This is a genomic window from Pseudomonas sp. HLG18 (assembly GCF_051903985.1).
Classification (GTDB): domain Bacteria; phylum Pseudomonadota; class Gammaproteobacteria; order Pseudomonadales; family Pseudomonadaceae; genus Aquipseudomonas; species Aquipseudomonas fluorescens_BT.
On record NZ_CP195831.1, the window covers coordinates 332,866 to 347,494 of the forward strand.

Consider the following 14,629-nt stretch of genomic DNA (forward strand, 5'->3'; position numbering starts at 1 on the left):
TCGCAGCCATGACGTTCCTCTAGCCTTGGCCGCAATTCCAAGAACAAGAGGTACCCCGCGATGACTGCACCCTTGAGTGCGATCAAAGTGATCGAAATCGGCACCCTGATCGCCGCGCCGTTTGCCGCGCGCATGCTCGCCGAGTTCGGCGCCGAAGTGATCAAGATCGAAGCCATGGGGCAGGGCGACCCGCTGCGCAAATGGCGCAAGCTGCACGAAGGGACGTCGCTGTGGTGGTACCTGCAGTCGCGCAACAAGAAATCCCTGGCGCTCAATCTGAAGTCCGCCGAAGGCATCGAGCTGGTCAGGCAATTGGCGTGCGATGCCGACGTGATCATCGAAAACCTGCGCCCCGGCGCCCTGGAAAAACTCGGCCTGGGCTGGGACGTGCTGCACGCGCTCAACCCCAATCTGACCCTGGTGCGCATTTCCGGCTACGGCCAGACCGGCCCTTACCGTGACCGCCCCGGTTTCGGTGCGATCGGCGAGGCCATGGGCGGCATTCGCTACACCACCGGCACCCCCGGTTCGCCCCCGGCGCGAGTCGGCGTCAGCCTCGGCGACTCACTGGCTTCGCTGCACGCGGTGATCGGTGCACTGATGTCGCTGCTGCGGGTCAAGACCGGGCAGGGCGGCGGGCAGATTGTCGATGTGTCGCTGACCGAAAGCGTGTTCAACGTCATGGAAAGCCTGGTGCCGGAATACGACATGCTCGGCCATGTCCGCGAACGCAGCGGCGGCGCGTTGCCGGGCATCGCACCTTCCAATACTTACCTCACGGCCGACGGCGCCTACGTGGTGATCGCAGGCAACAGCGACCCGATCTACAAGCGCCTGATGCAGGTCATCGGTCGGGATGATCTGGCCGAAGCCGAAGAGTTCGCCCACAACGACGGTCGTGCCGCGAAGAGTGGACTGCTCGATGCCGCCATCACCCACTGGACCAGCAGCCTGCCGATCCATGACGTACTGGCCGCGCTGGAAGCCGCCGAAGTGCCGGCCGGCCGCATCTACTCGGTAGCCGACATCGTTGCCGATCCGCACTATCAGGCCCGGGACATGTTGCTCGACGCCGCGTTGCCCGGCGGGGCGACGGTGAAGATGCCGGGCATCGTGCCCAAACTCTCGGAGACCCCCGGCGGGGTGAACTGGTCGGGGCCCGGCCTCGGCCAGCACACCGATACCATCCTCGCCGGTCTGGGCCTGACCGCTTCGGACATCGAACGCCTGAAAAACCAGGGGGTGGTGCAATGATCAGCGATTACTCGCAGACCCTGATCGTCCAGGAAGTCTCGCCCCGGGACGGCCTGCAGATCGAGCCGACCTGGGTCGAGACCGAAGACAAGATCGCCCTGATCGATCAACTGTCCCGGGCCGGATTCAGCCGCATCGAGGCCGGCTCGTTCGTCTCGCCGAAAGCGATCCCGGCCCTGCGCGATGGCGAGCAGGTGTTCAAGGGTATCCGGCGCCAGCCGGGGGTGATTTATGTCGCGCTGATTCCCAACCTCAAGGGCGCGCAACGGGCGCTGGAGTCCGGGGCCGATGAACTGAACCTGGTGATGTCCGCCAGCCAGACCCACAACCTGGCGAACATGCGCATGCGTTGCGAAGCCTCTCTGGCGGCGTTCGGCGAGATCGTGACCTTTGCCAGCGGCTCGGGCGTGCGGCTCAACGGCAGCATCGCGACGACGTTCGGTTGCCCGTTCGAGGGCAGGATCGACGAAGACCGCGTGCTGCAAATCGTCGAGGCCTATCAGGCACTCGGCATTCAGGGCATCACCCTGGCCGACACCACCGGCATGGCCAATCCGCGACAGGTCGACCGACTGGTGCGACGGGTGTTGCAGCGGGTTTCGGCGGCGGATCTGACCCTGCACTTTCACAACACCCGAGGCCTGGGATTGTGCAATGTGCTGGCGGCTTACGAAGCGGGCGCCCGGCGTTTCGACGCGGCGTTGGGCGGGCTCGGCGGCTGTCCGTTTGCGCCAGGTGCCTCGGGCAACATCTGCACCGAAGACCTGGTGAACCTCTGCGACGAAGTCGGCATTCACAGCGGCATCGATCTGCCGTTGCTGCTGAAACTGTCCCGTGGACTGCCCGCGCTGCTGGGTCATGAAGTGCCCGGTCAACTGGCCAAGGCCGGACGCAATTGCGATCTGCACCCGATTCCCGGCTGATTTCACACGCTCACTGACAACCCCCGAACCAGACAACAAAAACAATCGGACGCCCACCGGCAGTCCGCCTGGAGAAAAACTATGAGCCTCAATGTAATGGAGGCGGGCGCAAGCTCGTCCGTCGATCACGACGCCGAAAAAGCCTTGGTCAGCAAGGTCGCCTGGCGCCTGATGCCGTTGATCATGGTCTGCTACCTGTTCGCCTTCTTCGACCGCATCAACATCAGCTTCGCCAAGTTCCAGTTGCAGGCCGACCTGAGCCTGAGCGACACCGCTTACGGTCTCGGTGCCGGGCTGTTCGTGGTCGGTTACGTGCTGTTCGAAGTACCGAGCAACATGATGCTGTACAAGGTCGGCGCGCGGCGCTGGATCGCCCGGATCATGATGTCCTGGGGCGTGGCGACGGCACTGATGGTGTTCGTCAACAGCGAATGGCAGTTCTACGTGCTGCGCTTTCTGATCGGCGCGATGGAGGCCGGTTTCGCCCCCGGCGTGCTGTATTACCTGACGCTGTGGTTCCCGCAGCATTTCCGTGGCCGCATCACTTCGATGCTGTTCCTGGCCTCGGCGTTTGCCGGTCTCGTCGGTGCGCCGTTCTCCGGACTGGTGCTGGAACACCTCGACGGCGTGCTGCAAATGCGCGGCTGGCACTGGTTGTTTCTGCTCGGTGGCGTGCCGTGCGTCGGGCTGGGTTTCCTGGTGCTGACCTTGCTCAAGGACCGCATCGAGGACGCTCACTGGCTGACCCCTGAAGAGAAAAAACTGCTGGCCAGCCGCATCGCCCATCACGAACCGCACAAGAGCGGCGGCTCGTTGCTGGCGGCGTTGAAGATTCCGGGTTTCCTGACCCTGGGGCTGATCTACTTCCTGATCCAGGTCGCGTCCTACGGCCTGAATTTCTGGGCCCCGCAACTGATCCGCAGTGCCGGCACCGAGAGCCCGGTAATGATCGGCCTGCTGACCTCAATCCCGTATATCTGCGGTGCGATCAGCATGGTGGTGATCGGTCGTCTGTCCGATGCTACCGGTGAGCGGCGCAAGTTTGTCGCGGGGCTGGTGATCGTCGGCGCCATCGGGTTCTTCAGCGCGGGGATTTTCGCCAGCCACACCACGTTTTTGATCGTCGCTCTTGGCTTGCTGGGCGCAGGGATCATTGCGTCGATTCCGAGCTTCTGGACCTTGCCACCGAAGTTGCTGGCCGGCGCCGGGGCCGGTGCGGCGGGCGGGATTGCGGTGATCAACACCCTGGGCCAGTTCGGCGGCATCGTCAGCCCGGTGATGGTCGGCCGGATCAGGGACCTGACCGGCAGCACCACACCGGCGCTGTATGTCATCGGTGTGGCGGCACTGATCGCGGCGGCGTTGCTGCTGTGGGGGCTGCCGCAGAAACTGCGCACGCTGGACAAGTACTGACGTGTCGGGCTGGTCGTGCCGATAGCGCACGATCAGCCCGCCGATGCCAGGGACTTGGAAGCCGAGTCGCCAAACTGGATCAGCACCACTCCCGCCATCAACAACAGCGCGCCGAACAGGCGCGGCAATGTCAGGTGTTTCTCTACCAGCCCGAACAGGCCGAAGTGATCCAGCACGATTGATGTGATCATTTGCCCGGCCAGGGCCAGCGCCAGAAATCCCGAAGCCCCCAGTTTCGGCAGCAACACCACCGCCAAGGCCACGAAGCACACCCCGAACGCTCCGCCGGTCCACATCCACAGCGGCAGCTTGCCGAGCGGGGCCAGCGACGGCAGTGGCAAGCGCAGGACGACAATCACCGGCAACAACACCAGCACGCTCACCACCAGCGAGGTGAACGTCGCCCACAACGGATGCCCCAACCCCCGTGCCAGATTGATGTTGATCGCACTCTGAAACGGCACCACCGCCCCGGCGAATACCGCCAACAGCAGCAATCCGACCCACTGCATCACTCCCATGATCGTTCTCCGGCAAGGTTTTGCTGGACTCTAGGGTATTCGTCGCGCAGATTTAAATTCTGTTTTGGTATCCGGAACATGCATCGAATGAATGATCTGCGCCGCATCGACCTCAACCTGCTGGTGATCCTCGACGCTTTGCTCGGCGAGCAACACGTGACCCGCGCCGCCGAACGCCTGCACCTGAGTCAACCGGCGGTCAGCCACGCGTTGGCGCGTCTGCGCGACTTGCTGGGTGATCCATTGTTGGTGCGTGCCGGTTCGGGGCTGGTCCCCACCGCGCGGGCGCTGGAGCTGGCGGCGCCACTGGCCGACACCCTGGCCCAAGTGCAATCGCTGCTGGCGCCGAATACCTTCGACCCGGCCAGCGCCCGTCGGACCTTTCGGCTTGCGATGTCGGACTACGGCGCGGCGATCATCCTGCCCGGCCTGATTCGCACCTTGCGCACCGAAGCGCCGGGCATTGATCTGCAAATCAGCCATGCCAGCCGCGAAGGCATGGTCGAAGGCCTGCTCAACGGCGACATCGACCTCGCCGCCGGCGTGCTCCCCGAATTGCCTGGCGATCTGCGCAGCACACCGCTGTTCGAGGAGCGCTACGTCTGCCTCCTGGATCGCCAGAGCCTTCCCGCCGGAGGTGTTCTCGACCTGCCAACCTATCTCTCCCGTCCCCATGTCTTGCTGGAAATGCGCGGCAGCGGCACCCCGGAAATCGAACGCACCCTGACCGCCCTGCGCGAACGCCGCCGCGTCGCGGTCAGCCTGCCGCACTGGAGCGTCGCGCCGCAGTTCATCAGTGGCACGGACCTGATCCTCACGGTGGCTTCGCGAGCGTTGAATGAGGTGGATGACGAATCGCTGATCGTCGTGCCGCCGCCGTTTGAAATTGCGCCGTTCACGTTTGTGTCGGCATGGCACAAGCGGCGGGGCGGGGATCAGGCGTTGAACTGGTTGAATCGGCGGATCGGGGAGGGGATAGTGCGCGACTGAAAAACATCAAGGAGCGGGGCGTGACAGTGAAGTCTGGGGTCGTTGGTTGGGTGGCGCTGTGTGGGGCGTTGATGGCGGGGCAGGTGTTGGCTGATTGTGTGCCTGAGCCGGTGACCGGTGATCTGGATTTCTCCGTGTGCAAGGAGTGGCCCGCTTATCCGGGGTTGAACATCAGCGCGAACGCGAAATTTGAACGCAGCTCCGTGCCGGGTGGCACCGACACGAGCGGCACCTATGATTTCAATTTATCGGTCTTGAAAAGCGACCAAACGAAACCGGTTGCCACTTATCACCAGGCCTCCGCTTTCTTTTCGGGTGGGGTGGCGTTGCGAGAGCTCTCACTCGATACCGCGCGCTACAAGCTCACCCCAGAGATACGGGCGTTTGGTGTTCGCGTCCAATTCACCAATGCCTCTCGCCTCAACCCGCTTGAGGAAACGCACCTCTCTCTTTATGTGAGAGAGGGCGAAAAGTTACGCCCCGTGCTCAGTCAATTAGTGGTTTATGAGTACGGCGGCGAATGGGACGGTGATTGCGCCGGCGAGCGGTATGAGACGACCAGAACGATAGAAATCGCCAAGACCAGCTCCCATGGTTATGCCGATCTGATCATCAAAACCCGGCAGAAAGGGACGACCAATGTCGTCCAAGGCGACACTTGTGAAGAAAAGACCAGTGTCAGCAGCCCTGAACTGACAACCCTTCGCTACGACGGAAAATCATACGTTTTGCCTAAAGGTTTCAAAGCCATCGAGTGATACAGAGCCAACGCGACTTAATTCAAGGAAGAACAATGCTCACCCCAACCCGACTTTTCATCGCCCTCAGCTTTTTCGCGATTACCGCCCAGGCGCAACCGGCCTGCGTGACAAAGAAGCATGACGACCAATCGCTCTCGCGCTGCAAACCATGGCCGGCGTTCAAGGAGCAGGTGATTGCCCTCAAGTCCACGTATATCCCGGACGCTGGTAGTGACGATGCGGGCGTGTTTGATCTGGATCTGGCGGTGCTGAACAGCACCAACGCCAAGCCGATTGCCACTTACACCAAACCCGGCGCTTACAACTCCGATGCCATCCGGTTCGACGACCTGGTAATCGACACGGCCCGTTACCGGCTGGCTCCGGATGTCCGTGCCTTTGGTTTGCGTTCGAAGTTCGAGCACAGCTCCCGCGCCAATCCATACGAAAAAACCGATCTGGCGCTGTATGTGCGTGAAGGTGGCAAACTGCGCCCGGTACTGGAAGGTCTGGTGGTCTACAAGAACCATGGTGAGTGGATGGATGATTGCGAAGGTGAAGGACAGCAAGTACGCAGAACCATCGAAGTAGGCCCGACCAGCCACAATGGCTTGGCCGACCTGATCGTCACCTCAAGCGGCACGGCGATGAAAACCGTCAAGGCCGGCAAGGAATGCGTTTCCCAGGATTCCCCACTGAAGAAAACCCAAATCACCCTGACCTACGACGGCAAGCAATACACCCTCCCCGAAGACCTCCGAGGTTACTGACCGATGCTCACCGGCCTCAACCACCTGACCCTCGCCGTCACCGACCTGGACCGCAGCCTCGCGTTCTACCGTGACGTGCTGAAGCTGCAAGTCGAGGCCATCTGGGACGCCGGTGCCTATCTCTCGCTCCCGGGCCTGTGGTTGTGCCTGTCGCTCGATGCACAACGCCAACCCCATCCCGCCGTCGACTACACCCACTACGCCTTCAGCCTCGGCGCAGAAGACTTTCCGCTGTTCGTCCAGCAGCTTCGCGCCGCCAACGTGCAGGAATGGCGTGACAACCGCAGCGAAGGTGCATCGTTCTACTTCCTCGACCCGGACGGTCACAAGCTCGAAGCCCACGTCGGCGATCTGGCCTCGCGACTGGCCGCGTGTCGGCAAAAGCCCTACGCCGGGATGCGTTTTTTCAACGAGTCGTGAATATTCGCCAAACGCTGGGATAGACTGGCGGCCACGTTTTCCGGGACTTGCAGGTTTTCCATGACTCCATCGTTGCTAATGGCCGTGTTGGCCTCGGGATTCATCTACGGCATCACGCCGGGGCCGGGTGTGCTGGCGGTGTTCGGCATCGGCGCCGCGCGCGGCCGACGGGCCGGGGCGGGGTTTCTGTGCGGGCATTTGCTGGGCGATGTGATCTGGTGCAGCACGGCATTGATCGCGATTGTCGGCGCCCGGGAAATCGGCAGCACCGCTTTCGATGTGCTCGGTGTGCTCAGCGGCCTGTACCTGTTCTGGCTCGGCTGGCGTGCGGTGCGGGCCAAGCGCAGCAACGGTGAGCAGCCCCAGGGCGCGGCGCGTCAGCCGTTCTGGCACGGCATTCTGTTCGGGCTGACCAACCCCAAGGCCTACCCGGTGGCGGTGGCGACGTTCACCGCGTTGCTGTCGAGCCGTGCCGAACTGCTCAACTGGTCGATGCTGCCGATGCTGATTGCTTTGAGCTTCCTGGGTGGATTGCTCGCCTACGCTATTCTCATTGGCGTTGTCGGCGCCCGACAGGTGCGTACGCTGTATCAGCGCCATGAACTGGCCATCACCCGGTTGTGCGGGGTAATGTTCATCGGTTTCGCCATCAATGCTCTGGTGCATGCGCTGCCGGGGCTGATGCCGAACAGGAATTGATGTGATCGCAGGGATGCGAGGTCGAGGTCAGGGACGGTTGATCAGTGCTGCATTGCCCGGACACCCACGCTGAACCATGGAAAGCCGAAATTCTGCGCCCTTGGCGAGTTACATCGATCTGTTGCTGGACGCCGTTTGTGCGGTAGACAAACAAGGTCGCTTCGTTTTTGTCAGCGCAGCCTGCGAGCGGATTCTCGGCTACACCCCTGACGAGTTGATTGGCCAGTCGATGATCGACTACGTCTACCCAGCCGACCGTGAGCGCACCCTGGCTGCCGCCAGCGACATCATGGGCGGCGAGCCCAAGCACAACTTCGAAAACCGCTACGTGCGCAAGGATGGCAGCCTCGTGCACATCCTCTGGTCGGCGCGCTGGTCGGAAGTCGATCAACTGCGCATCGCCGTGGCCCGGGACATCACCGAACGGAAACTCGCAGAATCCCGTCAGGCGGCGCTGTACGCGATCTCCGAAGCGGCCCATGCGGCGGAGGATCTGCTGGCACTGTTCAAGCGCATTCACCTGATCATTGGCGAGTGGCTGCCGGCGCTGAATTTCTCCGTGGCGCTGTACGACGACCATTGCGCGCAACTGAATTTTCCCTATCACGTCGACGATGACGAGTTGCAACCGGAGCAACCCGGCACTGTGACCGGTCGGCTGTGCGCAGAAGTGATCCGCAGCGGCCAGCCGATCCTGTTGACGCCGGATTGTCCGCAGGCCCCGGCGGGATTCGAAACCCTGGTGGCGGGGCAGCATTCACCGTGCTGGCTCGGTGTGCCGTTGAACTCAAAAAACGGCACCATCGGCGCCCTGATCGTCAAAAGCCTGCCCGGCGGCGAACGCTACACCGAGCGTGACAAGGAACTGCTGCAATATGTCTGCGCCCAGGTCGCCACGGCCATCGAGCGCCAGCAATTGCACGCTCGCCTGCGGCGCATGGCGCAATACGATCAATTGACCCAATTGCCCAATCGCGAGTTGTTGCGTGATCGATTGAAGGCTGCGCTGACCAGCGCTCGGGAAACATCGGGGCACATGGCGCTGCTGTATGTCGATCTGGATCGCTTCAAGCAGGTCAACGACACCTTCGGCCACGGCGTCGGCGACATGCTGCTGCAGACTGTGGCCAACCGCCTCAAGGGCTGCGTGCGCGAGACCGACACCGTGGCGCGGATCGGTGGCGACGAGTTCGTGGTGCTGTTGCACAGCGTCCATGCCGCCGACGATGCCGACAGCGTGGCGGAAAAGATCCGACAGGTGCTGGTGCAACCCATGCGTCTGGACGGGCACAACCTGCACATCGAACCGAGCATCGGCGTGGCCCGCTATCCCGAGCATGGTGATGAGGAACAGCAACTGTTTCGTCACGCCGACCAGGTGATGTACGCCGCCAAACGGCAGAATCATCAAAGGCTGGACAGTTGATTGGCGCGTCACCGTTCGTCGCGGCGAAAGCAACTTTTCTAAACCTTTGGCAGTCAGGAAATTCTCAATCTAGGCGGGCACCTGCTCGCCTACGATCAATGCCAAGAGGTAGAGAATCATGCCTAACTCAAGAAACTCGAACTCGGGAAACTTTGCCAACGATCGAACGAAGGCGTCTGAAGCCGGTCGCAAGGGTGGGAAAACCACCACCACGACTGTCGACAAAGAGCCTAAAACCGAGATGGGTCGCAAGCCCGCTCAGAAATCGAAATAGTCGGTGAAGGTTGTTTTGATTGAGAGGCGGGGGCGCAAGCTCCCGCTTGAATCTGCAAAGAAGGAGGGCGCGACCATGAGCCGGATGGCCACCCGAGTACGTAACATCAGTTTTGTCAGCCTGCTGGGATTGTTCGCCAGCAGCGCGTTTGCCCAGTCGCCCGCCGACTTCATCAACGAAGCCTCGGCCAAAGGCATGGCCGACATCGAGGCCAGTCGTCTGGCGCACAGCAAGGCCGAGTCCAAAGAGGTCAAGGATTACACCATCGTGGTCATCAACGACCGCACCACCGCCAACCAGCATCTGGCGAAAATCGCCAAGAAACTGGACCTGCCAGTGGCGCCCCGCGAAGAAGTCGCCGACAAGGCCAAGGCGTTGATGCCGGAAGTCAAAGAGGGCGCCAGCTTCGATCAGGCCTACGCCGCCAGTCAGGTCAAAGCCACGGAAGAGGCCATTCAGCAGATCCAGCAGGAGGCCCAGACCACTGACGTGCCGGAGATCAAGGCGTTTGCCGACGAGACCCTGCCGAAACTGCAGAGTCATCTGGAAATGGCCCGGGCCCTTCAGGCCAGTCGCTGAATCCGCAGCAATGAAAACGGCGCTTTTTTAGCGCCGTTTTTTTTGCCTGTCAGCATTCATTCAGATCCTGCTTCGGCTTGCTCTTGTCCCCCAGACCTTCCAGATCAAACACCTCGTTCTCGCCCATCGCCCGGTAATGCCGACGCAACGCCTCCAACTGCTTGAGATCCAGAGACTCCAGCCCGAGCATCGCGTTCTGCGCCTCTTTGTTCACCCGCAGCAACTCATCGAGTTTCAAATGCAGGATGTCGGTGTCACGGTTCTGGGTGTTCTGGATCAGGAACACCATCAGGAAGGTGATGATCGTGGTCGAGGTGTTGATGATCAGTTGCCAGGTGTCGTTGTAATCGAAAATCGGCCCGCTCAACCCCCAGAGCCCGATCAGAATCAACGCCCCCATGAACGTCTTGGGACTGCCGGCCCATAGCGCCAGCGTTTGCGAAATCTTTGCGAATTTCATGGCCGTGTTCCTTGTTGGGGGGAGCTTGAAATTCAGACATCGGAGGGAAGCGGAAAATTCTACTTACAGTTTTCTGAGTCCCTGTGGGCATGGTGAAGACAGCCCTCCCGGCGATATCGGACGTACGTAGGGGAAGGCAGATAAACACGATCGCTGTATCGTGACGGCAGCCACTTTTCCACGTTTCGCCAGAACGTCCACGACAGGAGAACGCAATGACCTGGTCCGCCAAGCAATACGTCACTTTTGAAGATGAACGCACCCGCCCGGCCCGTGACCTGCTGGCGGCGATTCCCACGCGGGAGGCGCGTTCAGTGGTCGATATCGGTTGTGGCCCCGGCAACTCGACCGAGCTTCTGGTGACGCGTTTTCCGGGGGCGAAAGTGCAGGGGCTCGACAGTTCTGCGGACATGATCGATGCCGCGCGCAAGCGTCTGCCGCAGTTGCAGTTCGAGGTGGCGGACATCGATAAGTGGGCGGATGAAGGGCCGTTCGATGTGATCTTCGCCAACGCCGTTTTGCAGTGGGTGCCGGAACACGCGACGTTGTTGCCGGCGCTGGTGGGCAAGTTGGCGCAGGGCGGCAGTCTGGCGATTCAGATGCCGGACAACCTCAACGAGCCGTCCCACCGATTGATGCGTGAAGTGGCTGCCAGCGGGCCGTGGGCCAGAAAACTGGCCGGTGCGGCGGGGCAGCGGACGGAAATGGCGGATGCCAGTGCTTATTTCTCGATGCTGCGGCCGCATTGCGCGCGGGTCGATGTGTGGCGCACCACGTATCACCATCAACTCGCGGGCGGGGCTTCAGGCGTAGTCGAGTGGTTCAAGGGTAGCGGTTTGATTCCGTTCCTCAGTCCGCTGACGGATGCGGAGCGGGCGGAGTATCTGGCGCACTATCTGGCGGAGGTTGCCAAGGCTTATCCGGCGCTGGCGGATGGTTCGGTGTTGTTGCCGTTTCCGCGGTTGTTCATCGTTGCCACACGTTGAAATGAAAAAGGGCCGATTGGATCGGCCCTTTCTTTTTTGCGGTCAGCGCTGTACGGCGACCAGCATCATCATCGGCCGCTCGCGTTCTTCGGCGAGGGCCGGTTGCGCGGCCACGTCTGCATCGCTCGGGCCCCATTCGTTGACGTGTTGAATCGTGAACCCGGCGTCGATCAACGTGTTGAGCAAAGTCCCGACCGTACGATGCTGCTTGATCACCCCGTCGGCCAGCCAGTTGGTCACCCGTTCGCCTTCCATCTGATAACTGTCCAGCGGCCAGCGCTTGTGGCCCTCGCTGTCGATCAGCCAGCCCGGATTGCGCGGCGCCATGAAGATCGGGTGCTCGATGGAAAACACAAAATGCGCGCCGGGTTTAAGTGCCGAATGCAGGTTGGCGAACAGCCCCGAGAGATCCTTGATGTAGTGCAGGGCCAGTGAGCTGTAGGCCAGATCGAAAGTGCACGCAGGTAAATCAAGGTGTTCCAGGTCGGCGCGTTCGTAGCGGATGTTCGCGGCCGAGGTGGTTTCCTTCGCCCGCTCGAGCATTTTCTCCGAGACATCCAACCCCAGCACTTCGGCAGCGCCGTGTTCGCTGGCCCAGCGGCAGAACCATCCATAGCCGCAGCCCAGATCCACCACCTGCAAACCATGGAGGGAGGGCAACAAGGCTTTCAGCGCCGGCCATTCCGGCGCGGCGTCGAGGCCGCCGATGGAGCGGTTCATCTGGCTGTAGCCCTGGAAAAATTCGGGATTGTCGTAGATGTTCTGGGTCATGGTTTGGTGCTCGTCTGAATTCGATTTGGGTGGCTTGGAGGCCAGGGTTTTGAATCCCTCGAAAGGTGATGGCGCGTATTCGTCGATGGCCGCGCAGGGGGAGGGTGGTGGGCGATGGGGAAATGCTAGCGGGTCGGGGCGAGTGTGAGAACCGGGGGAGTGTTGGGGATCTGTAAACGCGGTTTTTCAATTCGGGATGTTTAAAGAGTTGGCCCTGTTTACTGAACCTTCCCACAAGGTTTTCAGGTTGTCCGTCGGAAGTGCGGTCTCTAGCCTGTGAGGGTCGCTGATGAATCGGCGATCGGGATTGGAACCCCGAGGAGAGTTGGAACGCACAATCGTTATTCATGACGTATGCTGCGCACCTTGAATGTGTGCACTCTGTTATGGCGGCTGTGCGCGGGAGACCTTCGGGTCTGCCGGGTTGTCTCTCCCCGGGTTCCAACCTGCGTACAGCTGCCCCCTTTCGCGTGGAACCGAATGGTGCAGCTCCAACATGTTTTTGGAGAGATACAATCATGTTCAAACCAACCCCGAACCCACCTGAAGTCGAAACCGACCCAACGTCCCCATACACCTCAATCGACTCCAGAAAACTCCACGACGCCGCCAACCGCGCCCTCGATCACTACCTCTGCCCCGGCGCCCATGTCATGGGCACGATCAACCAGCCTGAACCGATGTTCCTCGCCAACCCGGCCTACAACACCGAATCGCTGCTCGCCAACGCCAGCGAATCCCTGGGCTCGGCCAGCGAAATGCTCAGCAACTTCGCCGCCGTGCTCGATCCGTCCCATCGCAAGACGGCCCTGGGAATCGCGCAGGTCGTGATGCTGGGGGAATTGGCGGTGAATCAGGCGCTGGATCATGTTGAGGTGAAGAGCTGAATTGCAGCTGTTCTGGCAGGCATAAAAAAACCGGTCATTGCGACCGGTTTTTAGTTTCATTTCAACTTGGCTGCAAAGCGTTGGGTGTTGTCGAATTCCGCATCGGGCGAGTATTCGAGCCAGTATTTCAGACGCAATGCTTGTGTGGGTGACAGAGTTCAGCTCAATAAATAGCAAAATATAGTGAAATCTAAGGGTGTATAGGGATATCTGCTATACATCGATATATTCGTGTAGAGACAAGCATTTGTGAGGCTTTCATGGATCCATACCGTAATCCATTTGCTCCAGGCGCAGGAAGCAGACCGCCTGAGTTGGCAGGACGCAACACAATCCTTGAGGCAGCCAGGATTTCATGTGGGCGAGCCATCAACGGACGAAGCGCCCGATCCATCATGCTTCTCGGATTGAGAGGCACAGGTAAAACGGTACTGCTGAACGAGATTGGAAAAATTGCGAGAGAAGAGGGGCTTCTCGTTTCAAAGGTAGAAGCTCCGGAGCGTGAAAGTCTTGCACGCCTTCTCTTTCCTGAAATGCGGAAAGTCATGCGCTCACTTTCTGCTGTAGAAGCTGCCAAGCAAATTGCGGCCCGTGGACTGAATGGTTTGCGCGGTTTCGCCTCTATTTTCAAGATCGATATTGCAGGCGTGGAGATTGGTGTCGAACCGGAGCCAGGATTTGCTGACAGCGGGGATCTTCAATACGATCTTCCAGACCTTTTTGCCGTGATAGGTCAAGCTGCGCAAGCAGCAGGCAAAGGCTGGATTCTTCTGATTGATGAAGTTCAGTACCTTTCCGAAGCAGATTTATCTGCGCTAATTGTGTCGATCCATCACATGTCGCAAGAAGGGCTGCCGGTACTTCTTGTCGGTGCTGGTCTTCCCCAGGTTGCTCGTTTGGCAGGCGAAGCAAAATCCTATGCAGAGCGGCTTTTTCTATACCCTGCGGTTGATGCGCTTGATCAAGTATCTGCAACTCAAGCAGTTCAGAAGCCAATCGCGGATGAGGAAGCTTCGATCGAGCTCGCAGCACTTGGCAATATTGTTGATCGGACGAGAGGGTATCCTTTCTTCCTTCAGGAGTGGGCGTCCACTGCCTGGAACAACGCTGAAGGGCCTGAAATTACAGTCGAAGATGTGGACCACTCATACGCGGAGACGTTGGCTTCTCTTGATGCGGGCTTTTTCAGGGTGCGTATCGATCGACTGACAAAGTCGGAAGTGCAGTTCGTAAAGACGATGTCGGAGCTCGGAGATGGCCCCTATGCAATGGCCGATATTGCGAGAGCGATGGGGCGTACACAGTCATCGCTTGGTCCGACTCGGGCCAACATAATCTCTAAAGGAATGATCTACAGCACAGATCATGGCTACTTGAATTTCACCGTCCCACTTTTTGCGGAATATATGCGTCGACAAGGATGAACCGGTATCAGACGCGAGACTGAGGACAGAATGCGCGACTGATCCCGCGTGAAAGTGGAAACCGCTGGCTGCTTCTAACACCAACAGTTTGG

17 protein-coding genes are annotated in these 14,629 nt (G+C 60.2%); 14 read left to right on the forward strand and 3 right to left on the reverse strand.

Annotated features, from left to right (window positions below):
* Positions 1-60 precede the first annotated feature (60 nt).
* The 3 genes from ACSPX5_RS01620 to ACSPX5_RS01630 all read left to right on the forward strand — a co-directional run bounded on the left by ACSPX5_RS01620 (position 61) and on the right by ACSPX5_RS01630 (position 3,590).
* Entirely contained in the window at positions 61-1,254 is a 1,194-nt protein-coding gene (locus ACSPX5_RS01620; protein WP_439820826.1) for a CaiB/BaiF CoA transferase family protein, read from the forward strand.
* The gene (locus ACSPX5_RS01625) at positions 1,251-2,177 is read left to right on the forward strand and encodes a hydroxymethylglutaryl-CoA lyase (protein WP_439820827.1); all 927 of its coding nucleotides are present in this window, start codon (positions 1,251-1,253) and stop codon (positions 2,175-2,177) included. Before ACSPX5_RS01620 ends, ACSPX5_RS01625 begins: the two co-directional genes overlap by 4 nt.
* 81 nt (positions 2,178-2,258) lie before the next feature.
* Positions 2,259-3,590 (forward strand): MFS transporter, encoded by a 1,332-nt coding sequence (locus ACSPX5_RS01630; RefSeq protein ID WP_207867690.1) that lies wholly within the window; start codon positions 2,259-2,261, stop codon positions 3,588-3,590.
* 32 nt (positions 3,591-3,622) lie between these two features.
* Here ACSPX5_RS01630 and ACSPX5_RS01635 read toward each other — a convergent pair whose 3' ends face one another.
* Entirely contained in the window at positions 3,623-4,111 is a 489-nt protein-coding gene (locus ACSPX5_RS01635; protein WP_439820828.1) for a DMT family transporter, read from the reverse strand.
* 78 nt (positions 4,112-4,189) lie between these two features.
* Between ACSPX5_RS01635 and ACSPX5_RS01640 the strand changes: the two genes are divergently transcribed.
* The 8 genes from ACSPX5_RS01640 (at position 4,190) to ACSPX5_RS01675 (ending at position 10,009) form a co-directional block, all read left to right on the forward strand.
* The gene (locus ACSPX5_RS01640; RefSeq protein ID WP_439820829.1) at positions 4,190-5,101 is read left to right on the forward strand and encodes a LysR family transcriptional regulator; all 912 of its coding nucleotides are present in this window, start codon (positions 4,190-4,192) and stop codon (positions 5,099-5,101) included.
* A gap of 20 nt (positions 5,102-5,121) precedes the next feature.
* On the forward strand, positions 5,122-5,859 hold the full coding sequence (locus ACSPX5_RS01645; protein ID WP_439820830.1) for a hypothetical protein: 738 nt from the start codon (positions 5,122-5,124) through the stop codon (positions 5,857-5,859).
* Positions 5,860-5,894: 35 nt separating this feature from the next.
* Positions 5,895-6,611, forward strand: a complete 717-nt coding sequence (locus ACSPX5_RS01650) for a hypothetical protein (RefSeq protein ID WP_439820831.1) — start codon at positions 5,895-5,897, stop codon at positions 6,609-6,611.
* A 3-nt stretch (positions 6,612-6,614) separates the two neighbouring features.
* A complete protein-coding gene (fos, locus tag ACSPX5_RS01655; RefSeq protein WP_439820832.1) occupies positions 6,615-7,031 on the forward strand; it encodes a fosfomycin resistance glutathione transferase in 417 nt (138 codons plus the stop codon).
* 60 nt (positions 7,032-7,091) lie between these two features.
* Positions 7,092-7,730, forward strand: coding sequence for a LysE family translocator (locus ACSPX5_RS01660; RefSeq protein ID WP_169429222.1), 639 nt, complete (start codon positions 7,092-7,094; stop codon positions 7,728-7,730).
* Positions 7,731-7,806: 76 nt separating this feature from the next.
* The gene (locus ACSPX5_RS01665; RefSeq protein ID WP_439820833.1) at positions 7,807-9,156 is read left to right on the forward strand and encodes a diguanylate cyclase domain-containing protein; all 1,350 of its coding nucleotides are present in this window, start codon (positions 7,807-7,809) and stop codon (positions 9,154-9,156) included.
* 118 nt (positions 9,157-9,274) lie between these two features.
* A complete protein-coding gene (locus tag ACSPX5_RS01670) occupies positions 9,275-9,430 on the forward strand; it encodes a KGG domain-containing protein (protein WP_082302357.1) in 156 nt (51 codons plus the stop codon).
* Positions 9,431-9,505: 75 nt separating this feature from the next.
* The gene (locus tag ACSPX5_RS01675) at positions 9,506-10,009 is read left to right on the forward strand and encodes a DUF4142 domain-containing protein (RefSeq protein ID WP_085683215.1); all 504 of its coding nucleotides are present in this window, start codon (positions 9,506-9,508) and stop codon (positions 10,007-10,009) included.
* A gap of 49 nt (positions 10,010-10,058) precedes the next feature.
* Here the strand turns inward: ACSPX5_RS01675 and ACSPX5_RS01680 are convergent, their stop codons facing one another.
* Positions 10,059-10,469: a low affinity iron permease family protein gene (locus ACSPX5_RS01680; protein WP_011332870.1), complete on the reverse strand. Its 411-nt coding sequence runs from the start codon at positions 10,467-10,469 to the stop codon at positions 10,059-10,061.
* Between the two features lie 215 nt (positions 10,470-10,684).
* Between ACSPX5_RS01680 and tam the strand changes: the two genes are divergently transcribed.
* Entirely contained in the window at positions 10,685-11,455 is a 771-nt protein-coding gene (gene tam, locus ACSPX5_RS01685) for a trans-aconitate 2-methyltransferase (protein ID WP_439820834.1), read from the forward strand.
* A gap of 42 nt (positions 11,456-11,497) precedes the next feature.
* Here tam and ACSPX5_RS01690 read toward each other — a convergent pair whose 3' ends face one another.
* Entirely contained in the window at positions 11,498-12,226 is a 729-nt protein-coding gene (locus ACSPX5_RS01690; RefSeq protein ID WP_439820835.1) for a class I SAM-dependent methyltransferase, read from the reverse strand.
* 518 nt (positions 12,227-12,744) lie between these two features.
* On the opposite strand from ACSPX5_RS01690, the gene ACSPX5_RS01695 reads away from it, so the two are divergent.
* Both ACSPX5_RS01695 and ACSPX5_RS01700 read left to right on the forward strand, forming a co-directional pair.
* Complete coding sequence (locus tag ACSPX5_RS01695; protein WP_439820836.1) at positions 12,745-13,113, forward strand: DUF6124 family protein; 369 nt, start codon at positions 12,745-12,747, stop codon at positions 13,111-13,113.
* A gap of 260 nt (positions 13,114-13,373) precedes the next feature.
* Positions 13,374-14,537: an ATP-binding protein gene (locus tag ACSPX5_RS01700; protein WP_323161581.1), complete on the forward strand. Its 1,164-nt coding sequence runs from the start codon at positions 13,374-13,376 to the stop codon at positions 14,535-14,537.
* Positions 14,538-14,629 lie beyond the last annotated feature (92 nt).